25 protein-coding genes and 1 tRNA gene are annotated in these 26,775 nt (G+C 56.1%); 13 read left to right on the forward strand and 13 right to left on the reverse strand.

The features are described 5' to 3' along the window. Both PJL69_RS03225 and PJL69_RS03230 read right to left on the reverse strand, forming a co-directional pair. Nucleotides 1-939: a methylenetetrahydrofolate reductase gene (locus tag PJL69_RS03225; protein ID WP_271308367.1), complete on the reverse strand. Its 939-nt coding sequence runs from the start codon at nucleotides 937-939 to the stop codon at nucleotides 1-3. Between the two features lie 26 nt (nucleotides 940-965). Further along, complete coding sequence (locus PJL69_RS03230; RefSeq protein ID WP_209095654.1) at nucleotides 966-1,262, reverse strand: virulence factor; 297 nt, start codon at nucleotides 1,260-1,262, stop codon at nucleotides 966-968. Nucleotides 1,263-1,572: 310 nt separating this feature from the next. Between PJL69_RS03230 and PJL69_RS03235 the strand changes: the two genes are divergently transcribed. Together PJL69_RS03235 and PJL69_RS03240 are read left to right on the forward strand one after the other, a co-directional pair. Next, a complete protein-coding gene (locus tag PJL69_RS03235) occupies nucleotides 1,573-2,685 on the forward strand; it encodes a Ppx/GppA phosphatase family protein (RefSeq protein WP_209096714.1) in 1,113 nt (370 codons plus the stop codon). Between the two features lie 72 nt (nucleotides 2,686-2,757). Beyond that, on the forward strand, nucleotides 2,758-3,474 hold the full coding sequence (locus PJL69_RS03240; RefSeq protein ID WP_271308368.1) for an RlmE family RNA methyltransferase: 717 nt from the start codon (nucleotides 2,758-2,760) through the stop codon (nucleotides 3,472-3,474). Nucleotides 3,475-3,482: 8 nt separating this feature from the next. Here PJL69_RS03240 and PJL69_RS03245 read toward each other — a convergent pair whose 3' ends face one another. Both PJL69_RS03245 and PJL69_RS03250 read right to left on the reverse strand, forming a co-directional pair. After that, entirely contained in the window at nucleotides 3,483-3,848 is a 366-nt protein-coding gene (locus PJL69_RS03245) for a hypothetical protein (RefSeq protein WP_271308369.1), read from the reverse strand. Further along, nucleotides 3,811-4,719, reverse strand: coding sequence for a lysophospholipid acyltransferase family protein (locus tag PJL69_RS03250; RefSeq protein ID WP_271308370.1), 909 nt, complete (start codon nucleotides 4,717-4,719; stop codon nucleotides 3,811-3,813). Before PJL69_RS03250 ends, PJL69_RS03245 begins: the two co-directional genes overlap by 38 nt. A 186-nt stretch (nucleotides 4,720-4,905) precedes the next feature. On the opposite strand from PJL69_RS03250, the gene PJL69_RS03255 reads away from it, so the two are divergent. The 3 genes from PJL69_RS03255 to PJL69_RS03265 are packed head-to-tail and all read left to right on the forward strand — an operon-like array spanning nucleotide 4,906 to nucleotide 7,344. Continuing rightward, nucleotides 4,906-5,610: an acylneuraminate cytidylyltransferase family protein gene (locus PJL69_RS03255; RefSeq protein WP_271308371.1), complete on the forward strand. Its 705-nt coding sequence runs from the start codon at nucleotides 4,906-4,908 to the stop codon at nucleotides 5,608-5,610. A 13-nt stretch (nucleotides 5,611-5,623) separates the two neighbouring features. Further along, nucleotides 5,624-6,415 carry an SDR family NAD(P)-dependent oxidoreductase gene (locus tag PJL69_RS03260; RefSeq protein ID WP_271308372.1) on the forward strand — a complete coding sequence of 264 codons (792 nt, stop codon included), beginning with the start codon at nucleotides 5,624-5,626 and terminating at the stop codon, nucleotides 6,413-6,415. Next, a complete protein-coding gene (locus PJL69_RS03265; RefSeq protein WP_271308373.1) occupies nucleotides 6,409-7,344 on the forward strand; it encodes a Gfo/Idh/MocA family protein in 936 nt (311 codons plus the stop codon). Before PJL69_RS03260 ends, PJL69_RS03265 begins: the two co-directional genes overlap by 7 nt. A gap of 13 nt (nucleotides 7,345-7,357) precedes the next feature. Here PJL69_RS03265 and neuC read toward each other — a convergent pair whose 3' ends face one another. After that, entirely contained in the window at nucleotides 7,358-8,479 is a 1,122-nt protein-coding gene (neuC, locus tag PJL69_RS03270; RefSeq protein WP_271308374.1) for a UDP-N-acetylglucosamine 2-epimerase, read from the reverse strand. Nucleotides 8,480-8,732: 253 nt separating this feature from the next. Here neuC and PJL69_RS03275 point away from each other — a divergent pair, with 253 nt between their 5' ends. Continuing rightward, the gene (locus tag PJL69_RS03275) at nucleotides 8,733-9,506 is read left to right on the forward strand and encodes a hypothetical protein (protein ID WP_271308375.1); all 774 of its coding nucleotides are present in this window, start codon (nucleotides 8,733-8,735) and stop codon (nucleotides 9,504-9,506) included. Between the two features lie 4 nt (nucleotides 9,507-9,510). Then, nucleotides 9,511-10,338 carry a glycosyltransferase family 2 protein gene (locus PJL69_RS03280; protein WP_271308376.1) on the forward strand — a complete coding sequence of 276 codons (828 nt, stop codon included), beginning with the start codon at nucleotides 9,511-9,513 and terminating at the stop codon, nucleotides 10,336-10,338. Nucleotides 10,339-10,413: 75 nt separating this feature from the next. Here the strand turns inward: PJL69_RS03280 and PJL69_RS03285 are convergent, their stop codons facing one another. Together PJL69_RS03285 and PJL69_RS03290 are read right to left on the reverse strand one after the other, a co-directional pair. After that, nucleotides 10,414-11,445, reverse strand: coding sequence for an N-acetylneuraminate synthase family protein (locus tag PJL69_RS03285; protein WP_271308377.1), 1,032 nt, complete (start codon nucleotides 11,443-11,445; stop codon nucleotides 10,414-10,416). A gap of 87 nt (nucleotides 11,446-11,532) precedes the next feature. Then, a complete protein-coding gene (locus PJL69_RS03290; RefSeq protein ID WP_271308378.1) occupies nucleotides 11,533-12,837 on the reverse strand; it encodes an ATP-binding protein in 1,305 nt (434 codons plus the stop codon). 39 nt (nucleotides 12,838-12,876) lie between these two features. On the opposite strand from PJL69_RS03290, the gene PJL69_RS03295 reads away from it, so the two are divergent. Then, a complete protein-coding gene (locus PJL69_RS03295) occupies nucleotides 12,877-13,797 on the forward strand; it encodes an MBL fold metallo-hydrolase (RefSeq protein WP_271308379.1) in 921 nt (306 codons plus the stop codon). A gap of 108 nt (nucleotides 13,798-13,905) precedes the next feature. Then, nucleotides 13,906-13,980 (forward strand) — tRNA-Asn (locus PJL69_RS03300). A 134-nt stretch (nucleotides 13,981-14,114) separates the two neighbouring features. Here the strand turns inward: PJL69_RS03300 and PJL69_RS03305 are convergent. From PJL69_RS03305 to speA, 6 genes are all read right to left on the reverse strand, one after another. Further along, nucleotides 14,115-15,242: a tetratricopeptide repeat protein gene (locus PJL69_RS03305; protein WP_271308380.1), complete on the reverse strand. Its 1,128-nt coding sequence runs from the start codon at nucleotides 15,240-15,242 to the stop codon at nucleotides 14,115-14,117. Between the two features lie 191 nt (nucleotides 15,243-15,433). Next, a complete protein-coding gene (locus PJL69_RS03310) occupies nucleotides 15,434-16,018 on the reverse strand; it encodes a transferrin-binding protein-like solute binding protein (RefSeq protein ID WP_271308381.1) in 585 nt (194 codons plus the stop codon). 400 nt (nucleotides 16,019-16,418) lie between these two features. Beyond that, a complete protein-coding gene (gene speB / locus PJL69_RS03315; RefSeq protein ID WP_271308382.1) occupies nucleotides 16,419-17,258 on the reverse strand; it encodes an agmatinase in 840 nt (279 codons plus the stop codon). Further along, nucleotides 17,255-18,424, reverse strand: coding sequence for a carboxynorspermidine decarboxylase (gene nspC / locus PJL69_RS03320; protein WP_271308383.1), 1,170 nt, complete (start codon nucleotides 18,422-18,424; stop codon nucleotides 17,255-17,257). Before nspC ends, speB begins: the two co-directional genes overlap by 4 nt. Before the next feature lie 119 nt (nucleotides 18,425-18,543). Beyond that, nucleotides 18,544-19,755 carry a saccharopine dehydrogenase family protein gene (locus PJL69_RS03325; RefSeq protein ID WP_271308384.1) on the reverse strand — a complete coding sequence of 404 codons (1,212 nt, stop codon included), beginning with the start codon at nucleotides 19,753-19,755 and terminating at the stop codon, nucleotides 18,544-18,546. 23 nt (nucleotides 19,756-19,778) lie between these two features. Continuing rightward, the gene (gene speA / locus PJL69_RS03330; RefSeq protein WP_271308385.1) at nucleotides 19,779-21,668 is read right to left on the reverse strand and encodes a biosynthetic arginine decarboxylase; all 1,890 of its coding nucleotides are present in this window, start codon (nucleotides 21,666-21,668) and stop codon (nucleotides 19,779-19,781) included. A gap of 537 nt (nucleotides 21,669-22,205) precedes the next feature. Here speA and PJL69_RS03335 point away from each other — a divergent pair. From PJL69_RS03335 to PJL69_RS03350, 4 genes are read left to right on the forward strand one after another with little or no spacing between them, the layout of a single operon-like run. After that, entirely contained in the window at nucleotides 22,206-23,198 is a 993-nt protein-coding gene (locus tag PJL69_RS03335; RefSeq protein WP_247743277.1) for a BMP family protein, read from the forward strand. A 39-nt stretch (nucleotides 23,199-23,237) separates the two neighbouring features. Further along, a complete protein-coding gene (locus PJL69_RS03340) occupies nucleotides 23,238-24,755 on the forward strand; it encodes an ABC transporter ATP-binding protein (RefSeq protein ID WP_271308386.1) in 1,518 nt (505 codons plus the stop codon). After that, a complete protein-coding gene (locus tag PJL69_RS03345; protein ID WP_271308971.1) occupies nucleotides 24,755-25,828 on the forward strand; it encodes an ABC transporter permease in 1,074 nt (357 codons plus the stop codon). The genes PJL69_RS03340 and PJL69_RS03345 overlap by 1 nt, the downstream gene beginning before the upstream one ends. Further along, a complete protein-coding gene (locus PJL69_RS03350; RefSeq protein ID WP_271308972.1) occupies nucleotides 25,828-26,769 on the forward strand; it encodes an ABC transporter permease in 942 nt (313 codons plus the stop codon). The genes PJL69_RS03345 and PJL69_RS03350 overlap by 1 nt, the downstream gene beginning before the upstream one ends. Nucleotides 26,770-26,775 lie beyond the last annotated feature (6 nt).

A 26,775-nucleotide genomic window follows, 5' to 3' on the forward strand; every position in this document is an offset into this window, starting at 1 on the left:
TCAGACAGAGGTGCTTTGTGGGGCGGCTGGCTGCGTGGAGGCGCCGCCGTTTTCGATTGCCCAGTTGGCGTTGGTTTTAATGCCGCCAAGCGGGAAGAAGTGGACTTTCTCGATGTTGAAATCCGGGTTGGCCGCTTTGTGGGCCGCGAGACCTGCGAGAACTTCGGTTGGCTCATGCGGCAGCAGCAGTTTGGAAACGTCTTTGGCGCGCTTCTGAAGCACTTTCAAAGACGGACCAACGCCGCAGGCAATGGCGAATTTGATCATGGTCTGCAGTTTGGCAGGGCCCGCGATACCGATGTGGATCGGCAGGGTCATGCCGCGCTCTTTCAGGGTGTTGGCCCATTCGATCACCGGCTCTGCCTCAAAGCAGAACTGGGTGGCCAGTGCCATATCCGCGTCGGTGCGTTTGGAGAACTCGAGTTTCCAGTCCAGAGCGGCGTAGGTGTTGGCGCGACCACCGTCCGGGTCGATGTCCATGTTCGGCTCTGGGTGGCCAGCCACGTGCAGGTTGGTGAAACCGGCTTTGTCAAACAGACCCGTGTCTAGGAGCTGCATGGAATCGGAGAAATCGCCATGCGGGTTGGCAACGCCACCGGCCAGCAGAAGCGCCTGTTTCACATCAGCTTCGCCCTGATACATGGAGATCCAGTTTTCCAGCGTCGCCTTATCTTTGATGATGCGTGCCGGGAAGTGGGGCATCACATCGTAGCCTTCGCCTTTGATGCGCTTGGCAGTGGCAACCATATCCTCGATTGGTGTGCCTTCGATGTGGGCGATATAGACGCGGGTGCCTTCCGGCAGCAGCACGCGGAAATCGTCGACCTTTGCTGCGGTGCGGGGCATTACCTCGATAGAGTAGCCTTTCAGGAAAGCTTCCATCTCAGGTGAGGTGGTTTTGCCATCCTCGCTCTTACGTTTGAAATTCAACAAAGCCATTGCGGCCTCCCAAAACGAGGGGCGTGTCATGCCCAGCCTTCATTGGCGATCAGGGCTTTGATGCGCTCCTGATCGAATTCTGCCTCAAGCCGCGCGACCTCTTGTTCGACGATCGCTTGCGGCTCTCCTTCTACCGGGTAGGGATCAGCCTTACGCCATTCTGCAAGATAGGCATCCGTGTCAGATGCGCCAACTTTCATTGCCGCTCGGTCGATGGCTTGCTCAAACCGTTCTGCCAAAGGTTTTTTCGCGCCTCGGCGTCCTTTGCCAACGATCACTTGAGCAGGAATATCGCGCCAATAGACAATAGTGACATCAGGCATAGGTTTGATTCCTCCAGTATCAGTGGTTCCTTCGTAGGCCAGGGTTGCGTCTTGGTTTGTCTCAATTTCGACACGAAGACAGCATTCCGCGACCTAGGGGTTTGTTGTGGGCTTTGTTGTGGGGCGGTTGTAGCCAATTTTGCCTAGATATGGCTATGCACGTGGCTGTGAAATCTTTGCATGAAAAAGATGAAGGTGTCAGCCAATTGGTTTGGAACACACAAGCTTTGGAGGAGGGGCGCGCAGGAGGGATTGCGCGAAATGCACGGAGTGATTAGGTTAGAGGCAACACGAAATGGAGGGCGTGACGATGGCGCCCAAGCGTCCCAAAGGTGCGGGCGCATTCCCAAAACCGGTTGAGAGCCCCGCGCCGAAACCGCCTGATCCGAGTACGCTTTATGCGGCGCTGGATCTTGGCACAAACAGTTGCCGCATGCTGATTGCCCAGCCAAAGGGCAGTCAGATCCATGTGGTGGACAGCTTTAGCAAGTCTGTCCAGTTGGGGTCCGGGCTGGAAAGTACCGGACGTCTTTCGCGTGGCTCGATGAGACGCACCATTCAGGCCATGCGGATCTGCCAGCAGAAATTGAAGCGTCATAAGGTCAAACGCATGCGTTTGGTGGCGACAGAGGCCTGCCGCCGCGCCAAGAACGCACGGGATTTTGTCCGGCAGGTGCGGCGTGAGACAGGGTTGCAGCTGGAGATTATCAAAGCCGAAGAAGAAGCGCGTCTTGCGGTGATCAGCTGTGCGCCTTTGGTGTCCATGAAAACCGAGCAACTTTTGGTCGTGGATATTGGCGGTGGGTCAACGGAGCTTGTGTGGATTGATCTGTCCTCTGTGCCGCCGATCGAGCGGTCGCGCGCGATCATGCGTTTGCGTGGCGGGTTCCACACAGTTGACAGCCCATTCCCGGCCGCAAAGGTGGTGGACTGGATCAGTGTGCCCCTTGGGGTTGCGACACTGCGGGATCAGTTCCGCGATGTTGAGGATGATGCCGGGCGATTTGCGTTGATGAGTTGGTTCTTTGAAGAAAACCTGAGTGAATTTGCGCCTTATAAAGATGAGCCGCCGAGCGAAGGGTTCCAGATCATCGGGACCAGTGGCACGGTGACGACTGTGGCGGCGAGCCATCTGGGCTTGCGACGGTATGACCGCACCAAGGTGGACGGGCTGCGCATGACCAGCGAGCAAATCGACAAGGTCATTCGGGGCTATCTGGATCTTGGACCACGTGGCAGACGCAATGACCCGCGCATCGGACAGGATCGTCAGGCTTTGATCATGAGCGGGTCGGCGATTTTGCAGGCGCTTTTGCGGTGTTGGCCGACGGATCGGCTTTCTGTGGCAGATCGCGGTCTGCGTGAAGGGCTGCTTTATGCGCAGATGAGCGCGGATGGCGTGTTGGAAGACGGGCCTTTCTGAATAAGCAAGACCGCTTGAAGTGGCGGCAAAAATGACTAGAAGGCTTTGTTTCAAAGCGAAGTGGTGAGCAAGATGGCCAAGAAACCGACCGGCAAAAACACATCCGGGCGCGGACAGCGCGATTTGACCGTAAAGGTGAAGTCGGCACGTGGGCGCAAATTGTCGAGCACTCGCTGGCTGCAGCGCCAGTTGAATGACCCCTATGTGCTGCGCGCAAAGGCCGAGGGCTATCGTGGTCGCGCGGCATTTAAGATCATGGAACTGGATGACAAATACCGTTTTCTTGTGCCGGGCGCGCGGGTTGTGGATCTTGGCTGTGCGCCGGGCGGGTGGTGCCAGGTCGCTGTGCCACGCGTAAACGCGCTTGGCGAAAAATCAGGCAAAAAAGTTGGCACCATTCTGGGGGTCGACCTTCAGGAAGTTGAGGCCATTGCAGGCTGTGAGATTCATCAGCTCGACTTCATGGAAGACGATGCCGACGTGAAGGTGAAAGAGTGGCTGGGCGGCAAGGCTGATGTGGTGATGAGCGACATGGCTGCCGCAAGCTCTGGCCACAAGCAAACTGATCACCTGCGTATTATGTCGCTTTGCGAAGCGGCCGCCTACTTTGCCTTTGACGTGCTGGAAGAGGGCGGCACCTTTGTCGCCAAAGTTCTGGCGGGTGGTGCGGAAGGCGAGTTGCAAAAGCTGCTGAAGCAGAAGTTCACCAAAGTTGCCAACGTGAAACCCCCCAGCAGCCGCGCAGACAGCTCTGAGAAATTTGTGGTTGCGACCGGTTTCCGTGGATAACGCTGTTTTTAAGCGCTGCGGAGCAGGGAGTCAGTGGCGCTTTTCATCAAACGTTCTGCACGAAATTCAAAGTGGTCATCTTTGAAGAGTTCAACCGTTTGACGGGCGCGCATCTTCTTTTGATGCACTGCGAGGTTTTGTTGACGCAAAAGCTCAAACAAACGGGCATGGCGTGCAGAATTCGCGACTTCAAATGGGCGGACGTGGAACACAACTCTCTCCTGTAGCAACAAAATCCGGCCTCTTGATCTTTGGGCCATTCTCTTTGCTATCGCGACGCGGTGTTCAAAAAAGTGCGCAAATGGGATGATTTTGTGAAGAAATTGCAGCGTTTGCTCAGGAATTAGACCGAGCACGGTCTTCGCTCGTGTCATTGCCAGCGTCCCGCCAACGGTTGTGTGTCCACATCCATTGACCAGGGTAGGCACGAATGAGCGCTTCCAGGCTGTGATTGAGGGCTTCGGTCATTTCTTCAGCGGAGCTGTGCGGTACAGGCGCTTCTGTCTGTATGACATAAGTGCCATCCGGTTGGCGCACCCCATAGCAGGGGACAAGATCAAGTTTGAACTTAAGCGCCAATTCCGCGGCTGAGGTCGCCGTGCGGGCGGGTTTGCCCATGAAATCCATCACCGGGGCGTCATTGATACGCTGGTCTTGGACGATTCCGAGAAAGCCACCACTGCGCAGATGTTTGATCATGCCGGACATGCCGCGGCGGCCGCGTTCAAAGACGGGTTTTCCAAAATCTTCCATGGCGGCGACGTAGTGATCATTGAAGTATGGGTTGGACATTTTTTTATAGAGTCCCGCCACCTGAATGCCCTGGGCCAAAAGCGCGGCGCGCACGGCGAGGTAGTTGCCGAAATGTCCGGTCACCAGCATTGCGCCTTTGCCCTCTGCCTGCGCTGCTTTGAGAGCGTCAAGACCGGGGCCTGTGATAGGGTATGTGGCAACGCGCGCGGAAAACTCTTTTGCCGAGTACATTTCCATCAGCATGCGGCCCATGGTTTCGGGCACTTCGCGCACGATGGCCTCGCGCTCCTGCGCTGACAGCTCGGGCATCACCAGCGCGAGGTTTTCGCGGATGCGGCGGCGGTTGCCTGTGACAGGGGCGATCACTTTGGTCATGACTTTGCCACTCAGCGTGATGCGCGTCTCATAGGGCAGGCTGTGCATCGCGGACAAAAAGCCGCGAATGATGGCGTCGGTCAGCCAATGGGCAAAGGTGCGTTTGGAAGAAGCCATCAGTGGTGCAATCAATCTTTTTGCGTCATGAAGTTGGCCGATACATATGTTTTGTGCATTTGCCACGCAACCCGTTTGGCAGTTTCGCGTTGCGTGGTGAACGGGGCTTGCGTAACAAGCTGAGGGCAACTGCGCGCATGTGGTCATGCGCCCGCCCAGCAGGCTTGCTACAGAGGAGAGGCATTTATGATCCTTGGTCATATCGGAGCACGGAAAGGCTCCAAAGGGGTTGTTCGCAAGAACTTCAAAGACTTGTGTGGCAAGCCAATGATCGATTGGTCGCTGGATCAGCTGTTTGAACACCCGATGGTGGATGCGGTGGTCGTGTCGACAGATGATGAAGAAATGTATGAGCATGCCGTTGCCAAGGGGGCGCTTGAGGTTGGGCTGCGGCCTGCGCATCTCGCCACGGATGAGGCGCCCAAATGGGGGGTCTGGCAACATGCGATGGAGGCAGGGGAAGCTGCGGCGGGGAAGCCTGCCACCGCGTTTCTGGATCTGGATTGCACGTCTCCTATGCGCCAGCCTGAGGATATCACCGGTGCGCTGGAGCTTTTTCTGAAAGAGCAGCCAGACATGGTCATGAGTGTTTGTGAGGCGCGTAAGAATCCCTATTTCAATCTCGTGGAACCGGATGAAACTGGTGCGCTGCATGTCAGTAAGCCGCTGCCTGGTGGCGTCTGGGCCCGCCAAGCTGCACCGACGGTCTATGAGCACGCGGCGTCCACCTATGTTGTCGCGCCACACTATCTGCGCGATGCAAAAACAATTTACGAAGGGCGGGTGATCCCGTTTGAAATGCCGCCTGAGCGTTGCATTGATATCGATTCCCCCTTTGATTTCAGATTGGTAGAGATGCTTCTTCGCGAGTATCTTGAGAGCAAGGGCTGAAGGAGGCCGCGAGATGGACAAACAGTTGGACGGGCGCACGGTATTTATCACAGGCTCTGGCGGTGTCTTGGGCTCCACTTATGTGCGGCGTATGTTGGAGGTGGGTGCAAAGGTTGTGGCCACTGATCTGCCCGGCGCGCGGGCGGATGCGCTTAAGGAGACACATGGCGACAACCCGAACTTTGGCTACTACGATTTGAACGTCGGTGTTGAAGAAGAAGTTGTCGAGATCTTCAAACGTGTCATGGCGGATGGCTGGCAGCCCAATGTGGTGCTGAACAACGCGGCTATCACGGGTGAGATGCTGATGGGCGCTGGTAAGCCTTTCCCTGATTTTGCTGATACCAGCGTGGACGACTTTGAACGCACCATGCGCACCAATCTGACTGGCGCATTCATGATAGCGCGTCAGATGGATCGCGACATCGTGGGCAAATACCCAAGCGCGCTGATCAATGTGGCGTCAATGTATGCGCTCAATGGCGCGCATCATCCAATTTATGATGGTATGCCGTTCAAGAATTTCTCGGCTTATGGTGTTTCCAAAGCGGGCATTCACGGCATGACTGTTTGGCTGGCAGGGTACTGGGCCAAGCGTGATGCCACGGTGAACACAATTTCGCCGGGCGCGGTGTTCAACGGGCATTCCGAGGAGTTTCAGAAACGTGTCGGCGCGCTGATCATGCAAGATCGCATGGCGCAGCCCGATGAGATCGCGGATGTGATGCTGTTCCTTGCCAGCAAACACGCAGGCCACATGACCGGGCAGATGGTCAATGTGGATGGGGGCTTCTCCGCGTGGTGATCGCCGTCATCGGGGCAGGCTCCATAGGAAAACGTCATGCGGCCAATCTGGCCGCATTGGGGGAGGCTGTAGAGTTGATCGGCTGGCGCGGGTTTGACCGCGCTGCCTTTGAGGTGCGCCAAGATATCGAGGCGGTGGTGATTGCCACCTCCACCCCGATCCGGCTGGAGCTGATCCAGATGTGCGCCGCGCGGGATTGGCCGTTTTATGCGGAAAAGCCGCTTGCTTGGCGTGTCGAACAGGCAGACGCGATCCATGATGCAGCTGCACCAGTTGCGGCACGTTCGATGGTGGGCTTTATGATGCGCTATCACCCGGCTGTGCGGGCGCTGGCCGCGCTTGATCTGAGCCAGACCTATGGGTTTTCTTTTGAAATTGGCCATGACGTACGCCAGTGGCGCGAAAACTGGTCCTTTGCTGGGAGTTATGCTGCAGAGCCTGAGGGCGGCGGGGTTTTGATGGACCTGTGTCACGAAATGGATCTGGCGCTTGCGGTGATGGGACCGCTTGAGATTTCAGATGTGCGCGCGCTGGCGCATAAGGACTTTGCGCAGATTGATTTCGCCACACGTGTTGATGTGGTGGCAAAAAACGGAGCGGTGGGCACCATCTCCATGGATTATGTTTCGCCGGTATCCTTGCGCAAAGCAGCGCTGCGCGGGGCGGCGCGTATGGTCGATCTGGATTTCCTTGCACCAAGCTTGTCTGAGGATACAGGGCAGGGCGCAGAGGTCACGCCTTATGTGTTTGAACGCAATGACATGTTCATGGATATGATGCGAGATTTCCTTGCGCTTGCACGCGGTCAGGAGACATCAGGCAATCCGCTTATGCCGCGTTTTGACCGGATGAGGGACAGCAGCCTGTTGATTGCGCGCGCTTGGGAAGCCCGCCGCATGACGGGCTTTGTGAATATGGACATGTCCTGAAGCAGCGGGCCTTTTAGGTGTTGTCCTGAAAGGCCTTTTGCAGACCTTGCCCCCAGAACGTTTCATCGTTCAGAAGCGCGACAAAACGGTCGGCAGAATGGCCCTCGCCAAATCCTGTGTGTGGTGCATGTGGCTTGCCCCATTGGGTCGCCAAAAAGTCGCGAATGGCAGCGCTGTCTGAGGCGGCACAGGACACCACAGAGCTCGACTGCGCGCGATTGGTCTGACGGGTGCCGATATCCAATGAGGGCAAGCCGAGGAACGGCGCTTCGCGCACCCCGGCGGAGGAGTTGCCAATCATACAGGCGGCGTTTTTCATAAGTTCGGAGAAATGATTAAACCGCATGGATGGATATTGGCGAAAGCGATCTGTGGGCAGAGTTTCCAGCACTTTGAAGATGTCTTCTGATCCCGGGTCATTGTTGGGTGCGATCACAAGAAAGTTCTTGCCGGAGGCTTCCAGCTCGGCAAACAAATCCTGTGCCTGCGCACCCATTGTCGCCTGTTCAGAGGTGACTGGATGGAAGGTCACAAGGCCGAAGTCTTCAAACGGAATGTCGTAGTGCTCTTTGACCTGATAAAGTGTGACACCGGAGGGCCCGGCGTGAAAATCAAGCTCAGGTGAGCCGATCACATGCACGGCAGCCTCGGGCTCCCCCATCGCCATCACGCGGTTTTTTGCGGCATCAGAGCTCACAAAATGATGGCTGGAGAGCTTGGTGTTGCAGTGGCGATAAATCTCATCAATGGTGCCAGACACCTCACCACCTTCGATATGCGCGCAAGGAATGTAGTTCGTGGCGGCGACCAAAGCGCCTGCCAGCGCTTCGATGCGATCCCCATGCACCACAACCAGATCAGGTTTGGTTTCGGTGATGTAGTCCGAAAACCCAATCACGGTTTTTGCCAAGATGACATCTTGGGGATCCCCGGGACGCTGGTTGAGGAATTCGTGTTTGGTGACACCGGGCATACGGTGCACTTCGATCTTCGTCATACCGTAGCGCGCCAGCATATGCATGCCGGTGATGAAAAACGTCACCTTGAAACCTGCATCCCGTGCCGCGATGGCGAGCGGTTCCAGCTTGCCAAAATCGGCACGCGTTCCGGTGAGGAAGAGCAAGGAGCGGGTCATGGAAGTCTCAATTTTCTTTGTTCTTTCAGAAGAAAACACTAGTTGAGCTCTACGGGAAGCTCAAGCTGATGCCTGCACGCAATTTCACGTGTGTAGAGACTACAGACTGAAGTCTGCGGATGAATTAAATGCCATCTGAGAAGGTCTTTTTCGTTCTGTGCTGGACAACGAAATGCAGCGCGCGTAGCAGATGTGAACACGTTGCCGTGATGGATCGCGGCTTGTTTGGACGGTTTGGCTGGAGGTCGCTGATTTGGATCGCATCATTTTGACCATGAAATGGGGGACGCTGTATTCAGCTGAGTATGTGAATGTCCTCTATAATGCCTGCAAAGCACATATGTCTGTGCCATTCCGTTTTGTTTGCCTCACCGATGACAGCTCAGGTTTTGAAGATGGAATTGAAGCCTATGAGATTCCGGATCTGGGGTTGCCAAAATCAGCTTGGGGCGCTGGTGCGTGGCCTAAACTGGCTGTATTTTCCGAGGAGCTGTATGGATTGAACGGTCGGGCGCTGTTTATAGACCTCGACACGGTTATTTCGGGTGACCTCGCTGAAATGTTTGAGTTCCCAGGCGCTTTTGTTTGTCTGGATTCTCGCCCCTGGCGCTACAAGTCAGGCGCACCTCGGACTGGGACCGGTATTTTTGCCTATGATATTGGCGCTTTGGGTGCCGTTGTTGATCGTCTCCTCAAGGATATGGATGGTCATTTGAGTACCTATGAAAATGAGCAAGATTTCCTTCATGGTGAATTTGGCTCGCTCGGGTTTGGGGATATCCAATATTGGCCAGACGATTGGATTCAAAGTTTCAAGTATCATCTGCGTCAGCCTCTTGGGGTTGATCGCTTCAAACACCCCAATCCTCCGAGCGCGAAGATCCTTTGTTTTCATGGCATTCCGCGTCCAATTGACTTGATCAATCCTCCAAAAGGCAATTGGGATCGATTTCCACACTATGGGAGTGGACGGGTGCCGTGGATGGTAGATTACTGGGTCGGTTTTGGTGGCTCTTTGGAGGACTGAAGACGTGACGAAGCTTATCCTTTCTCTCACCACCGTGCCGCCGCGATTTCCGTACGTGGCCAAGAACCTTTCTCGCCTTTTAGAACAGACCGCAGATATCGCAGAGATCAATCTTTACGTGGCACGCAAGTATCGCCGCTTTGAGTATGATAAGGCCGATCTTCCAGCGGTCCCGGAAGGTGTCAATCTTCGCCTGATTGACGAAGACCTGGGACCTGCAACCAAAGTATTGCCAGCGGCACGCGAGTATGCAGGTCAGGACGTTCAAATCCTGTTTTGCGACGATGATAAGATTTACGACAACCAATGGGCGCAGCGTTACGTTGATGCGGCCAAAGCGCATCCTGACTGCTGCATCGTTGAGGAAGCCGGGCATCTAGACAATCCGGTGTATGCGCATGATGGTTGGCAGGGCAGCCGGGGACCGCGTGCAAAGTTCTTGGTCAAAGATTGGAAGTACCGTGTAAGGCGGGCCGCAACCCTTGGTAAATGGAAGCCAAGCAAAGCGTTAAGCGCGGGGTATGTCGATATTCTTGAAGGTTGGGGCGGGGTGCTCGTGCGGCCTGAGTTTTTTGACGACGCCTGCTATGACATTCCGGACGTGCTTTGGACTGTTGACGATGTATGGCTGTCGGGCTGTTTGGAACGGCGCGGTGTTCCGATCTGGTTGAACACCGACAATAAGGTGCGCTCAAAAGAGCCAAAGAACGAAGGCAATGATGCCGCACTTCGAAAGTTCGTCTACATGGGGCATGACCGCATCGCTGCGAACCGCGCCTGTATTGACTATTTTCGAGAAACATATGGAATTTGGGGCGGAACAAAGTCCTGATGAAAAAAGCGCAGCACTTATTGTGCTGCGCATTAAATCGTTGGTGCGGTCCTCGCTTGCGTGTTGTAAGGATCTTTACCCCGCCAAATCTTCCCACTTGAGCTGCGTGTTTCGTGTCACCGCTTTTGTGAGTGTTTTGCCGACCACTTTGTCAAAGTCATAGCCGGGAATTTCGCCGGAGCCGGGGCGGCGGGCCCAGATGTCTTGTTCAGTGATCTCATGGCCCGCGGGCAGGTCTTTGTCGGCCACAACAGAGGCGCGGGCAAAGGCATAGACGGGTTCTTCGGCTTCGGTGCGTTGTTTGGGGTTGTTGGCGGCAATCCAGATCTCGCGCGAACGCTCGATCAAAAAGCGCAGCTCGGATGGGTCCATCGAATTGATGATATCGGGGCCCTGACGATAGCGGGTGTCGGTATAATGACGCTCCAGGATACATGCCCCAAGTGCCACAGAGGCCAGCGCCATTTCCGGGCCAATGGAGTGGTCCGAGAACCCAACAACCGCGTTTGGGAAGGCCTCTTTCAGATCTGTCACACCGCGCAAGGAAACGATTTCGGGCGGGGACGGGTAGAGGTTGGTGCATTCCAGCAGCGCATACTCCACGCCAGCCTCTTCGAGGATCGCGACAGAGCGGCGCATGGTTTCAATCGTCTGCATGCCCGTGGACATGATGACTGGTTTGCCAAAGGACGCGATGTGGCGGATCAGCGGCAGGTTGTCTGCTTCGCCAGAGCCGATCTTGAATGCAGGCACATTGGCCTCGGCGAGAAAATCGGCAGCTTTGCGCGAAAATGGCGTGGAGATGAAGATCATACCGAGCTCTTCGGTATAGCGCATGAGCTCCAACTCATCTTCGGCGGACAGCGCGCATTGCTCCATCACTTCCCAGATCGACACATCTGCGTTTGGCGGGAAAATCTGTTTGGCCTCATCGGTCATTTCATCATCCACAAAGTGGGTCTGATGTTTGAGCATTTCACAGCCTGACAGGGAAGCAAGGCGCACCATCTCTTTGGCCACGGCAAGATCGCCGCCATGATTGATACCGATCTCTGCGATCACGAGAGGCGGGTGATTGGGGCCAATGTCTCGGTTTCCAATACGCATAACGCTTCCTTTTATCTGTCTTTTCTGTCGCAGGACTTTGGTTTTGACTGCTATCGCCTTCGGCGTCAGGTGTAAAGCTGAGCCGGCCTAGCGGCCCAGCACCAGATCCGCCCGCAAGCCACCCAGCGCGGTGCTTTCACCCAGTCTTAAAATACCGCCATGGGCGCGTGCCACATCAGCAGCGATGGAGAGGCCAAGACCCACCCCCATGCCTTTGTTTTGGTTGCGCGCTGGCTCAAGCCGGGCAAAGGGTTTGAGCGCTTCCTCATAGTTTTCAGGCGAAATGCCGGGGCCGTCATCCTCGACACGGATGCGCAGGTATTTGTCGGTCATTTCGACAGAGACGTCAGCCCGCGACCCATAGCGGATTGCGTTGCCAATGAGGTTGTCCACGGCGCGGCGCACACTGGCGGAGCGAAGCGGAATTTCTTCACCGTTATCACAGGTGTGCAATGTCACGTCTGCGCCGCTGCGGGTGTAGCCGCTGACGATATTTTGCACGAGCTCGACGGGATCGGTCGCTTCGCTTTCATCTGCATAAACCCCACGGGCGAAATCGAGGAAGGCATCCAGCATGCGCTGCATTTCTTCGACATCTTTTTCCAGCGGTTCCCGATCTTCATCATCGAGCAGCGACAAACCCAGTTTGAAACGGGTGAGGGGGGTGCGCAGGTCATGACTGACACCTGACAGCATCAAGGTACGTTGTTCGATCTGGCGTTCAATACGGGCGCGCATGTCCAAGAAGGCATTGCCTGCAGCGCGCACTTCTGTGGCGCCACGCGGCGAATACGGCAGCGAATGGCCGCGTCCAAACGCTTCTGCAGCCACGGCCAAGCGTTTGATTGGCCGCAATTGGTTGCGGAGATAGAGATAGGCGACAAAGGTCAGCAAAGCGCCAAATACCAGCATATTCACAAAGAGCTGGTGAGAGTTGGCCGCAGACACGCGATTGCGATCAAAGATAAGCTTTATCAGGCCATGGGCCGTATCCAAATTGAGAATGACAATACGGTCATCTGCCAGCTCAACCGCGCGCACGCTGGGAAGCAGCAGCTTGAAATCTCGCGTCATTATGATGCCAGAAAAATCATACCAAAGTCGCGTGTCCTTTGTGGCAAGACGCTCGGGCTGGACCAGCACGATTTTCAGCGTTTCCAGAACTGTTGGCAGCGCGTCGGGTTGGCTTTCCTGCACGTCCAGTGCTTCAAGCACCAGTTGAACTTCACGCACGGTCGCGCGTGTCATCTGTTCTGTCACCCCTTCGAAGTGTCGGCTCACAAGCACGAACGACACCACAACCTGAAGGAGTACGACCGGCAGGATCAGGATCATGGCAGCGCGGCCGTAGAGACTGCGCGGCAGATATCGTTTGAGCCAGCGAAAAAACATGCCTACACCTTGGTCATTGACACTCCCGAGAGGACGACCATGGACGCGCAAACCTTGGCTTTCAACCCAGAACCCGGTGTGGCGGCGCAATTGGAGGCGAATGTCCGCCGGGTCTTGGCGCCTAACCCCTCGCCAATGACATTTCGCGGCACCAACACCTATCTGATAGGGTGCTCAGAGATTGCAGTGATCGATCCCGGTCCTGAAAGTGATGCCCATTTGCGCGCAATTCTTTCGGCTCTGACACCTGAGCAAACGATAACCCATATTATCGTGACACATGCTCATCTTGATCATTCGCCATTGGCCAAAGCGCTGTCAGAGGAAACTGGCGCGCCAATCTATGCCTATGCCTATGGCGATGCGGACGCCGGACGCAGTCCTGTGATGCAGACGCTGGCAGACAGTGGCCTCGCGGGCGGCGGCGAGGGGGTGGATGCGGATTTTCTGCCGGATCGGGTCGTGTGTGAAGGAGAAGTGCTGCGTGGGCGCGGTTGGGCACTGGAGGTGATTCACACACCCGGGCATTTTGGCAACCACATTTCGCTCGCCATGGAAGATATGTGTTTTTGTGGGGATCACGTCATGGGTTGGGCCAGTTCGCTGGTGTCTCCGCCAGATGGGGATCTGACGGATTTTATGGCCTCCTGCGCAAAGCTGCGCGCGCGTGACTGGCGGGTGTTTCATGCGGGACATGGGGCCCCAATCGAAAATCCTGCTGCGCGGCTTGATTGGCTTATGGCGCACCGGCAGGGGCGCGAAGCAGAGATCCTTCAGGCATTGAGAACTGGGCCTGCGACAGCAGACGCGCTGGCTGCCGAAATTTATGTCGAAACCCCTGCGGCGCTCCTGCCTGCCGCAACTCGTAATGTCTTTGCACACCTTGTTGATTTGCATGGTAAAAATCGGGTAAAGGCGCAAGGTACGCTGTCTGCGGATGCTGTGTTTGAGCTGATGTAAAAGATTTTTGCGGATTTTCAAAAAACTTCAAGAAAGCCTCTGGACGTATCAGAAAAGCAAAGTTATACCCCGCGACAACTCCTGAGATTGCTCAAGAGAAACACATGTTCCGGCGTAGCTCAGCGGTAGAGCAGTTGACTGTTAATCAATTGGTCGTAGGTTCGATCCCTACCGCCGGAGCCATAAAAAGCCCTTAGGTCGCAGAGACCTGAGGGCTTTTTTGCATCGACAGGCGGGTTTCGTGCTCATTGCGGTTCAGCTACTGTGTCCGTTCTGGATCTGACGTGATCTTTTTATGCATAAGGCGCTATCAGCAATCAGAAACGCCGGTTCACCCCAATTTGTGATCTGGTTTCGGTGTAGGTGAAAGCGCCAATGTCGCTGCGTGTATTTTCGTAACTGATGTCAAAAAACGGCGTGTAGCTGCCTGCGATAAACCAATCGTTTTTTTCCAGTCTCAACCTAAGTCCGTAGGTTTTTTGGTTTGGGTCGGCGGGGAGAATGGGGCTTGGGTTCTTGTGATTTTTGAAGCGGTAATACAGGCTTGGCTGCGCAGTGATGCCGTATTTCATCTCAAACGTTCCAAAAGCCGTGATTTGTGTTGTCAATGCATCCTGGGAGGCGTTTGGAACGTTCTCCCTTTCGATGCGGCCCGTGACACCAATAATGGCGCGCCCACCAACCGCTTGTCGTACGCCAATACTGGCCGTCGCGATGTGACCTGACAAAGAACTGTCGCGGGCGTTTGTGATGTCAAAAAACGTGGTTCTTGCGAACACCGATCGACCCTCAAGACCTCTGCTTTCAAAGCTTGCAGTCAAGCCTACGCGGTCTTCGTATTTGGCGCCCGCGACGTATCGCGTCCGTATCTCAGGTGCGACTGCATATGTGAGCCTCTGTTTGGTGAACCGTAAGCCACCCGCAAGGCTCAAGAGGGCATCATCGTATGCGCGTGTTTTTGCCTCAGTCAGATCAAATGCCAGTGTTGTGAAGCCACTTGCCGCAGTGTTTGCAGTGCTGAGAGACGCAAGGGGTTTGCGGAAATTGAAGGCGCCCACCGCTCTGAGACCAAATTCGTCAGATCGTTCGCGATCAAAAGTAAAAGGAACCTGAATGCCCCCAGAATCAACCAAAATCGTGTCGTCGGCATAGCGTCGTTGGTTGCCAACTTTCACAACAGCGAGACTGAGATCCCAATCAAAGCCTCTGCGGTTGTCAATCGCTCGGATAAAGGCCAACACGCGTTCTTTAACTGGTGCGGGCAGGTCCGCAGAGAGCACGATGAAGAACTCTTGCCGCGCGCGGCTCCAGTCCTTTGCATTAAAGTAAGCGCGCGCCAGCTCCAGGCGCACACGCACCAGATTTGGATTTTGGGCCAAAAGCGCAAGCAACACAGGAATGGCTTTTTCCGGTTGCCCTGAGTCTACGTTTGCAAGAGCAGTCAAAAATGCCTGTTCTATCTGCTCTCCGGTTCGGGCAGGTGATTGAGCAGATGTTGATCCGGCGCACAATGCCAGCAAAAGACTGGCTGTCAGAAAGGTGTTTTTGACGGTCATGAAGAGGTTTTACGGTTGCTCGGAGCATTGTTTGAGGCCGTCCGTCAGACGGACAGCCTCGGTTTGGGAAGACTTTCTGCTTAGTTGCGCACTGCACCAAAGCTGCCGATATAGGCTGTATCACCGGACTGAGAGTCAAAGACACCGCCCACTTCTTCGGCGTTTGGTCCGAAAAAATTGCCTTCGATATTGCCGTTCACAGCTGTGCCAGAGATGTTACCGCTGAAACCGGAGCCAGATACAGTGGCTGTCCCTGTGAAGTTGAGATCGGATTCAGAGCGGACTGCGAAAGTATCTAAGTTTTCAACTATCGTGTTGGTGCTGTCTATATTCAGTGTTCTGAAATCTGACGTGCTAACTGTAAGTTCGGAATCAGCTAGATAGGTATTGCCGTCATTCAACTGTGCCAAGCCGACAGTCTGCCCTCTGTAGCTCGCTGAATTCGTGGGCAGATTTGCTGCGTCGGTACGGGCGCCCACCGATGCTGTCGCAATGCTTCCGTTGTCAGATCCAAATCCATCTATCCAGGCGCCGAACGCTTGATGTTCATAGTCTGTGCGCGCATCACCAATGCCAAAAACTGCAATTTGTTCGCCGTCCGGACTCGCAAACGCCGCCAGATCGCGCACTGCGGTCAGTGGTGAGGCGTTGGTGTCAAAAGACACAGTTGCGCTGCCTGCACTAGCCAATACATTTGTTGAATTTCCGCCTGATCGTTCGATGTCCAAACGCGCAGCCTGATCTGTTTGGCGATTGTTGAGCGTTAACTCTCCCGTGTTGGCGTTTACCCGGAAATTCGCAGAGTTTCCGCGTCCTTCCAACCGTACTGTCCCGTCGTCTGGGAGATCGCTGACACTTGTAAACGCAATTGTGTCGTCCCCGCCGCCACCTCCGCATGCGCTCAAGACTGGTGCTGCCAAAAGTGCGATGACGAGGTTTGAAGCCCTGAAGTTCATTAAAATTTCCTTAAATTCAATTCTGGGTTGAACTTAAGGAGGGCGACAGCTCCAATGTCAATCGCGACCTATCAGAATCCTGACTGATTGGTCGACGTGTGACATTATGTCAAAGCGCCATCAGTCGATACACGATCTGCGCGGCGGTGAAATCCCAGGCTTCTTCGCCATTGGGCGCCAATTCTACGACGTCGAAACCAACACAGCGGCGGCCTTTCAGAGCGTGTTCCACGAGATGCAGCGCTTGATAAAAGCCAAGCCCGCCGGGGACCGGCGTGCCGGTGGCGGGCATCTGGCTTGGGTCGAGGCCATCTACATCAAAGCTCACATAGACCAGATCCGGGAAGTCTTCGGGCAGGTCGATGGCGTGGATATTGTTGACCACTAGCTCTTCGGCATCGACGTGAAAGACCTTGTTTTTGATACGGCTTTCAGCCTCCTGCGGGCAAAGCGCGCGGACGCCAAATTGCGCAAGGCGTACGCCCTCTTCGGCCAGCAGGTGCATCACTGAAGCGTGGGAATGCTTTTCATCCTGATAGGCGATGCGCAGATCGGCATGGGCGTCGATTTGCACGATGCCGATGGGTTGTCCCAGCGCGCGGGCGACACCGCTGACGGCGCCGTAGCTCAAGGAATGCTCGCCGCCGAGTGTCACGGGAAATTTGCCTGCTTTCACAACGGCTTCGGTTTTGGCCGCCAGGCGTTCCATGACTTCGGGCAGCGGGCCGTCACAGTCCAGCGCAGCATGGGTGTAGATGCCTTTGGCGCAGGGCTCGATGCCTTTGCACAGCCGCTCAAGCTCGTTTGAAGCTTCGAGGATGGCGGCGGGGCCGCCTTCAGTACCAGCACCATAAGACACGGTGCGCTCCAGAGGCACGGGGATCACGTGGAAAAACGCGTCCTCAGTGCGCTCGGCTTCAGTCAGTTCGCTGTCCAGAAAAACGCTCATGACAGGCGCTCCTTAAAATCGGTGTAGTCAAATGTGCGCACCATGGTGAGCGCGTCGGTCTCGCTGTTCCAAAGCGCAATCGCGGGTAGGGGCACGCCGTTGAAGGTGTTGGTTTTCACCATGGAATAATGCGCCTGATCGAGGAAGGCAAAGCGCTGGCCGATCTCAAGTGGCTGCGCCCATGTGTAGTCGCCAATTACGTCACCGGCGAGGCAGGAGGGGCCGCCGAGGCGATAGGTGTGGCCCGTGTCAGGCTCATTCAGCAGGGCTGGGCGATAGGGGGCTTCGATCACGTCGGGCATGTGGCAGGTGGCTGAGATATCGGTGATCGCCAGATCCATGCCGTTGGTGGGCAGATCAAGGATTTCACCAACCAGAATGCCCGCATCCAACGCCACCGCTTCGCCGGGCTCCAGATAAACTTCCACATCATAGGTGCTGCGGATCACTTTGATGAAAGCGATCAGCGCCTCGCGGTCATAATCGGACCGCGTGATATGGTGGCCACCGCCGAAGTTGAGCCATTTGAGATCCGCCAGATAGGGGCGCAGTCTGGGTTCCACCGCTGCCCATGTCCGTGCAAGCGGCTCAAAGCCCTGCTCACAGAGCGTGTGCATGTGCAGCCCGTCGACGCCCTCAAGGATGGCTGGCGTCAGCTGGCTGACGGGTGTACCAAGGCGGGAACAGGGTGCGCAAGGATCGTATTTGGCAATCTCGCCCTCGGAGTGTTCCGGATTGATGCGCAGACCAACCTGAACCTTGGCGGATTGGGCTTTGCTGAGAAAGCGCGCTTTCTGGCTGGGGCTGTTGAAAATGATGTGGTCAGACAGTGCGAGAATTTCATCAATTTCGCTGTCTTTGTACCCTGCACAGAAGGTGGCAACCTCGCCGCCGTATTCTTCACGCCCCAGACGCGCCTCATAAATACCGCTGGCGCAGGTGCCGCCGAGGTATTGGCGTACCAATGGCGCCAGAGAGAACATGGAGAAGGCTTTGAGGGCGCTCAGCACATGCGCGCCGGAGCGGTCTGACACCTCTTTGAGTATGCGCAGATTGCGGGTGATGCCGGCCTCATCCACCACAAAGCAAGGGCTTGGCACGCGGCTGAGATCAAAGGTGCGAAACGCCCCTGCGTCTCCGGCCTGAGTTTGCATCATGTCAGACATCTTTGGCTCCACGATGAGGGGTAAGAGGGGGCGCTGCCCCCGTCACCGCAGACGGTGACTCCCCCGGGATATTTGGGGAAAGAGAAGGGGGCGGCCCGCATGAGGCCGCCGCTTGGGGTTTAGAAGGTGACCGGACCGTCGAGTTCATGCACCTGCCAAGGCAGGCCGTGTGCATTCAGCATGTCCATGAAGTTGTCAGGGTCCAGCTGTTCCATGTTCCACACACCGGGCTCTTTCCAGTTGCCTTTCAGCACCTGTGCAGCACCGATCATCGCGGGCACGCCGGTGGTATAGGACACGGCCTGAGAGCCAACCTCTGCATAGCATTCTTCGTGGTCGCAGATGTTGTAGATGTAGTAGGTTTTCTCACCCGACCCATCTTTGGCCTGACCGGTGGCAATATCGCCAATGCAGGCTTTGCCTTTGGTCAGTGCGCCCAGATCACCGGGATCGGGCAACAGGGTTTTCAGGAACTGGATCGGAATGATTTCCTTGCCATCGTGCATCACTGGATCGATGCGGGTCATGCCGACGTTTTGCAGCACAGTGGCATGCATGATGTAGGCATCGCCAAAGGTCATCCAGAAACGCGCGCGCTCGATCTCTGGGAAATGGGTCGACAGGCTCTCCAGCTCTTCGTGATACATCTGGTACATGTTTTTCACGCCAACGCCGGGGAAGTCGAACTCCACCTTGTTGGTCAGAGCAGGGCTGTGTTGCCATGCGCCGTTTTCCCAGTGACGCACCTCCGCGAGCACTTCGCGCAGGTTGATCTCCGGATTGAAGTTGGTGGCAAAAGCTTGCCCATTGTCACCGCCATTGGCATCCAGAATGTCGATCTGGCGGATGGTGTCGAGCTTGTGTTTTTTCAGCCACGTGGCAAAAACCGAGGTCACGCCCGGATCAAAGCCAGAGCCGAGGATCGCTGTTAGGCCGGCCTCTTTGAATTTGTCCTGATAGGCCCATTGCCAATGGTATTCGAACTTGGCCACATCTTCGGGCTCATAGTTCGCGGTATCCAGATAGTGGCAGCCCGCTTCGAGACAGGCATCCATCAGCACCAGATCCTGATACGGCAGGGCGAGGTTCACCAGAAGCTCGGCACCGGTTTCTTTGATCAGGGCAACCGTGGCCGCCACATCCATGGCATCGAGCTCTGCGGTTTTGATCTCCACACCCACGCGCTCTTTCACGCTTGCGGCGATGTCGTCACATTTGGATTTCGTGCGGCTCGCCAGCGTGATCTCGCTGAAGATATCGGCATTCATCGCCATTTTGTGGACCGCAGCGTGGCTGACGCCGCCAGCCCCGACAACAAGAGTTTTTCCCATGAGCGTCTCCTGACTGATGAGGGTTATTCGAAATAAGTGTAGCCGTTCATCGAGTCGCGATACGCGCCGATGAGGGTTTTGCGTTCTTTGGATTGCAGGTGGCCTGCGGAAATTGCCTCGTCCACCATCTTACGGAAGGCGGCGATACAATCGGCCGGGTCGTATTCCACATAAGAGAGCACTTCGGCGATGGTGTCGCCTTCCTGCTCATGCAGCAGGTCAAAGCCGCCATCGGCGCGCAGATCAATGGTGACGACATTGGTGTCACCAAAGAGGTTGTGCAGATCGCCCAGCGTCTCCTGATAAGCGCCTACAAAGAACACACCCAGGTAATAGGGGCGATCTTCGGGCAGAGTGTGGACGGGCAGGGACGGGGCGATGTCACCTGCTAGGATGAATTTGTCCATTTTGCCGTCGCTGTCACAGGTGATGTCAGACAACACCGCGCGGCGGTCTGGCATCTCATTGAGCATCTGTAGCGGCACAATCGGGTGCAGCTGGTCAATCGCCCAGACATCCGGCAGGGATTGGAATAGTGAGAAGTTGCAATGGTAGACATCGGCCACCTGCTGCAATTCACGGTCCAGATCGCTGTTGGGTTCGCTTTCGCGTGCGATGACCTTTATGTCGGACATCAGGCGTAGGAAAATCCGTTCGGCGCGGGCCATTTGACGCAAGTCGATATGGCTGCGACGGAAAAGTGCGCGCAGTTCATCCCGGTAGAACCGCGCATCATTCCAGCATTCCTGAACACGCTCTGGCACCAGATAGCCGCCGATGGCGGCCAGATCTGTGACATAATGGTGATCCTCTGGCTGCACCTCTGGCGCGTCGGGTGCGTCATAGAGCGTGCTTTCGAGCACATCAAACACCAGCATGGAGGAGGTGGCAGAAACCGCGCGGCCGCTTTCCGTGACCAATACCGGATGCGGCAGATCCGCCTCGTCCATGGCATAGCCTACCGTTTCAACGATATTGGCGCAGTATTCTTCGACGGTGTAGTTGATCGAATTTTCGGAGGCGCGTTTTTCACCCGTATAGTCCACGCCCAGACCACCGCCGAGGTCCAGATGGGTGAGCGGCACGCCCTCACGGGTGAGTTCAATGAAATAACGACAGGCCTCGGATACGGCGCGGCGGACATCATTCACGTCAGGCACCTGACTGCCGAGATGGGAATGTTGCAGCTTCAGACAATGCAGCAGATTTTCGTCGCGCAGACGGTCTACCACGCGCAGCAGTTGATCGGTGTTCATGCCAAAAGCAGAGCGATCGCCGGAGCTGCTTTGCCATTTGCCGCTGATCTGATTGGTGAGTTTCACCCGCACGCCAAGTAGCGGATCAATGCCCAGCTCTCGGGCGACGTCGATCACAATCTCCGCCTCTTTCGGGCTTTCGAGCACAATAACGGTGTTGAAACCAAGGCGCTGAGATAGGATGGCGAGGCGCACAAATTCCGCGTCTTTCACACCGTTGCAGATGATCAGCGCCTCTTTAGACAGCCGATGCGCCAGCGCAATCACCAGCTCCGGCTTGCTGCCAGCCTCAAGGCCAAATTCATATTGGCGGCCAAAATCAACAATTCGATCCACAACCTGCGACTGCTGGTTGACCTTGATTGGGAACACACCACGATAGCTGCCGCGATAGCCGGTTTTGGTGATTGCCGTTATGAAGCTCTCGTTCAGGTGCCGGATCTCAGCCTCAAGGAAGCTTTTCACACGCAGCAAAAGCGGGCTTGCGATGCCACGTTGCTGGAGATCTTCAAGAATGCCGGGCAGGCTGATTGGTTTTGCATCCGGGTTGGCCGGATCACAAAGCGCGACATCACCGTTTTGCAAAACGGTGACCAGTCCTTTGCTCCAACGGTCAATGCCGTAAATGGAGTCAGAGAGCGGCTGTTCATGAGACATGCGAACAAACCTTAGCTGATATTTGAGAGGATGGAAGGAGAGGACAGGCGATTTCGCTATCGCGTAAAACTACGCGGGCTCAATTTGTCCTGCATTACGAAGATGAAGCCATTTCATCTGTGTGAACTCCCTAAAGATTCCTCAGCCGTGCGCAGAAGGAAACTTTTCTGGCCATTAATTTTGCAAAGGGCTGCTGTCAAACAAAAAGTTCATGCTTGGAAAGATGGTCGCACGAGACACCGTTTGCGGCGCACAATAGGTCGTTTTGCACACAGTGCGGGCTTGCAGCCCTCCTAAGCCGGAGGACTGCCGTACAGCATCGTGGCGCGCGTATGCAATTGGGGCGTGTCTCTTTGCATGGCGTTGATGTTGACGCGCGGCGCCATGTTCGCGCTGCTATCTTTTTGGCGCATTGCCACTTTTTCTGGCAAAACTGATGGAGTAGGGTGTGTCGTGTTATCGCGTGCGCATCTGTTTATTGACCAAGAAGTAAAACACCTTTCGGTTTGGATGATGCACCATCAACAGGGGAAAACGATGAAAACATTTGGGAATTTGAACCGGCGCGTCTTAATGGCGTCGGCTTTAGGCTTTGGTTTGCTGGCAGGCGCTGGTGCGGCGATGGCGGATGCGGTGAAGGTGGCGGCGATCTACACATTGCCGGTAGAACAGCAGTGGATCAGCCGTATTCACACCGCGTTGAACACCGCCGCAGAGCGGGGCGACATTGAGTATACTTTCTCAGAAAACGTCGCCAACTCTGACTACGAGCGTGTGATGCGTGAATATGCAGAGCAGGGTGCGCAGCTGGTTGTGGGCGAGGTCTTTGCTTTGGAGCGTGCCGCGCGCAAAGTTGCGAAAGACTATCCCGATACGGCTTTCTTGATGGGCTCTTCCTTTGGTCCGGTGGCGCCGAATTTCTCTGTCTTTGACAACTGGATCCACGAGCCAAGCTACTTGTCCGGCATGATCGCGGGCAAAGCGACCGAAAGCAATGTGATCGGCATGGTTGGCGGCTATGCGATCCCAGAGGTGAACCGTTTGATGCACGCCTTTATGGATGGTGCGCGTGAGGTAAACCCAGAGGTCAAGTTTATCGTGAACTTTATCGACAGCTGGTACGATCCGCCCAAAGCCAAAGAAAGCGCCTTTGCCATGATGGATGCGGGTGCCGACGTGATGTATGCGGAACGTTTTGGCGTGTCTGACGCCGCGGTTGAGCGTGGCGTGAAAGCCGTGGGCAACGTGATCGACACCTCCGGTGACTATCCGGGCACCATTCTGGCCTCTGCGCTTTGGCATATGGAAGCCACCATCGACAAGGCAATCGCCAATGTGAAAGCTGGCAGCTTTGAAGCCGCAGACTACGGCCAATACAGCTTTATGGCTTATGGCGGCGGGTCTCTGGTGCTGGATGACGCATTGGTGCCTGCCGAGGTTGTTGACGCCGTGCGCGCCAAAGAGAGCGAGATCATGGACGGTCTGTTCCGCGTGAACGTGAATGACGCACGCCCTGTGTCTGACAACTGATGATGAAGGAGGTCGGCGATAAGCCGACCTCACACACCTATGACACAGACAATTGTTCTATCCCTTAAAGGGCTCTCCAAGCATTTTGGCTCGGTTGTGGCCAACAACGATGTGAGCCTTGATCTCCACCAGGGCGAAGTGCTCGCGTTGTTGGGGGAAAATGGCGCTGGCAAAACAACGCTCATGAATATGCTCTTCGGCCACTACTTGCCGGACAGTGGCGCCATAGATGTGCGCAATGAAATTGGCATGATTGAGCCACTGACGCTTGGCCACCCGCAGGCCGCGCTTTCGGCGGGCATTGGCATGGTGCACCAGCACTTTACATTGGCTGAAAACCTGAATGCGCTCGACAATATTGTGCTGGGTTCAGAACCGCTGTGGCGGTTGCGCCGCGACAGATCTGCTGCCCTTCGCAAGATCGAAAAGATTATGTCTGACACCGGCTTGCAAGTCGCGTTGGACGTGCCCGTTGGACGATTGTCCGTAGGGGAGCGGCAGCGTGTTGAGATCCTGAAAGCACTCTATCGGGATGTGCGCATTCTGGTGCTGGATGAGCCTACAGCCGTGTTGACGCCTCAGGAGGCAGACACGCTTTTTGAGAACATAGGCGCGATGACGAAGCGCGGATTGTCCGTGATCTTCATATCGCACAAACTGCGGGAAGTTTTGGCGTTTTCCCATCGGATCGCAGTGCTGCGTCACGGCGTGAAGGTGGGCGAGATCGCCACCAAAGACGCAGACGAGCGTAGCATTGCGCGCATGATGGTGGGGGCGGATACGCCCGAAACGCAGCGTGAAGAGATGGCGCCCGGTGCGCCAATCATGACGCTTGAAAATGTGTCTGTGACCGGGCGCTCTAAACGAGATAGCCTGACGGATGCAAGCTTTCAGGTCGCGCGGCATGAAATCCTGGGTATCGCAGGCGTTTCGGGCAACGGCCAGAGCGCGCTTGCTGGGTTGATTTCTGGATTGAATGCGCCAAGTAGTGGGATTTTCAAGATCGACGGCGACGCCATTTCCCAAGCGAACCCCGCAACAATGATCAAAGCGGGCGTGGGACGGATCCCGGAAGATCGGCATCATGATGGGATTGTCGGCTCTATGAGTGTGGCCGAGAACATGGTGATTGAGCGGCTCCAGGATCCGGAGGTGCAGTCGGGCGGTATCCTGAAACGTGAAGCGATTTCTGAAAACGCGGCAAGGCTTACCGAAGCCTATGATGTCCGGGGGCCAGGTGTGACCGCACGGGCTAGATTGTTGTCTGGCGGCAATATTCAGAAGCTTATTCTTGCGCGGGTGTTTGAGCAGTCCCCAAAACTCATTCTCGCCAATCAACCCACGCGTGGCCTTGATATGGGGGCCGCGGCAGAGGTGGCCCGTCGCCTGCTGGACGCCCGCAAACAGGGCGCAGGGGTGGTGCTGATCTCTGAGGATCTGGACGAACTGCTCGGTCTGTCTGACCGCATCATGGTGATCCATGATGGGGAGTTGATCGAAGCGCACACAAGAGACCGAGAGGAAATCGGCCTGATGATGGCAGGAGAACGCGCATGATCCGCATCGAGCCCCGCAGTGCGCCCTCGCGCGCGCTCACTTTGGGCATTCCCGTCCTTTCAGCGCTGATTGCGCTATTGCTGGCGGCTGTGCCGTTGGCTTTTGCGGGCGCCAATATATCAACCGCCTATGTCGAGATGTTTCGCGGGGTGTTTGGCTCCACCTTTGCGTTCACTGAAATGCTGACCCGCGCCACGCCATTGATTTTCACGGGGCTTGCGGCTGCGCTCGCGTTTCGCGCACGTCTCTGGAACATCGGTGCAGAAGGCCAGCTGTACCTTGGTGCCATGGCAGCTGTGGCCGTGGGCGCAGGTTTTCTGGATGTGCCCGCCATTGTGTTGGTCCCGACAATCATCCTCTGCGGCTGTGCTGCGGGGGCAGCAGGTATGGTGGCTTCCACCGCGCTGAAGACCCGTTTTGGCGCAGATGAGGTGGTGACGACTTTGCTTTTGAACTTCATCATATTGATTTTCCTGCAATATATGCTGGAAGGACCGTTGCAGGATCCGATGGGGCTGGGCTGGCCGCAAAGCGCGCCGATCCTAGATCAGGGCATGTTGCCGCCGCTTATGGAGCGTATGCGCGTGCACAGTGGTCTGATCATCGCGCTGGTCTGTGCCGTGGTGGCACAGTTCATGCTCACGCGGTCGGTCTGGGGCTTCAAACTGCGCGCTGTTGGAGAAAACGCCGCCGCCGCGCGCCATGCGGGCATTCCGGTGAACCGCACCATGATGAGCGTCGCGATTGTGTCTGGCGCGTTGGCTGGTATGGCGGGCGTGAGCGAAGTGGCGGGCCTGAAAGGCTATCTGACTGCCGATCTCTCTCCGGGCTTTGGTTACACCGGCATTGTGGTGGCCATGCTCGCAGGCCTGTCCCCTGTTGGGGTGGTGATCTCGGCTCTGTTCATCGCCTCGGTCTTTGTGGGTGCAGATTCCATGAGCCGTGCCATGGGTGTGTCATCCTATCTTGCAGACCTTGTGGTGGCCATGTCTCTGTTGTGTGTCCTGATTGGAGGCTTCTTTGCCCGCTTCCGCCTTGCCCGTGTGGCCCCTGCAAAAGGAGAGGTCGCATGATGGATATTCTGAATATCTTGCTGAGCGAGAGCTTCTGGGCGGCGTCACTGCGGATTGCCACGCCGCTGATCTATGGGGTTTTGGGCGCGCTGCTTTGTGAAAAATCCGGCGTGCTCAATCTCGGCATCGAAGGCATCTTTGTCGCCGGAGCCATGTCTGGCTGGATGGCTGTCTGGCTCGGTGCCGGGCTTTGGGGTGGTGTTCTTGTGGCAGCAGGCGCTGGGGCCTTCTTTGGGCTGATCCATGCTTTGCTAACTGTGCCACTGGGCCTCAGCCAACACGTTTCCGGCCTAGGGGTCACGCTCTTTGCCACCTCGGTGAGCTATTTCACCTATCGCACGGCGTTGCCAAATGTCTCCTCACCGCCACGGATTGAACCTTTTCGTGCGCTGGACGTGCCGGTGCTGTCAGACATTCCCTTTCTTGGGCCGGTGCTGTTCCAGCAGACGGCTCTGACCTGGCTCGCGCTGCTGATGGTGGTGGTGATCTGGTATGTGCTCTATCGCACCCCGCTGGGCGTGGCCATTCAGGCGGTGGGTGACAATCCAGACAGTGTGGATGCACAGGGGCTTTCCGTTTACGGGCTGCGCATCGGCGCGGTTGTGGCGGGGTCTGCGCTGATGGCTTTGGGCGGTGCTTTTCTGACCATGTCGGCGTTTGATGCGTTTTTCTTTGGCATGGTGAATGGGCGTGGCTGGATCTGTATTGCGCTGGTGATCTTTGCGAGCTGGCGGCCGGGAAAGGCTCTGCTGGGTGCATTGCTGTTCGGTGCCTTTGACGCGCTACAGGTCCGGTTGCAGACCGAAGTGGGAGCCGTGATCCCCAGTCAGGCCTTCCTTGCAGCCCCCTATGTGCTTTCCATTTTCGCTCTTGTTGTGGCCGCTCGTCGCGCCGACTATCCGCGCGCGCTGTTGTCGCCGTGGTTCAAGGGCCAACGTTAAGGATCA

It is taken from the genome of Shimia sp. MMG029 (assembly GCF_027947445.1).
GTDB lineage: Bacteria > Pseudomonadota > Alphaproteobacteria > Rhodobacterales > Rhodobacteraceae > Shimia.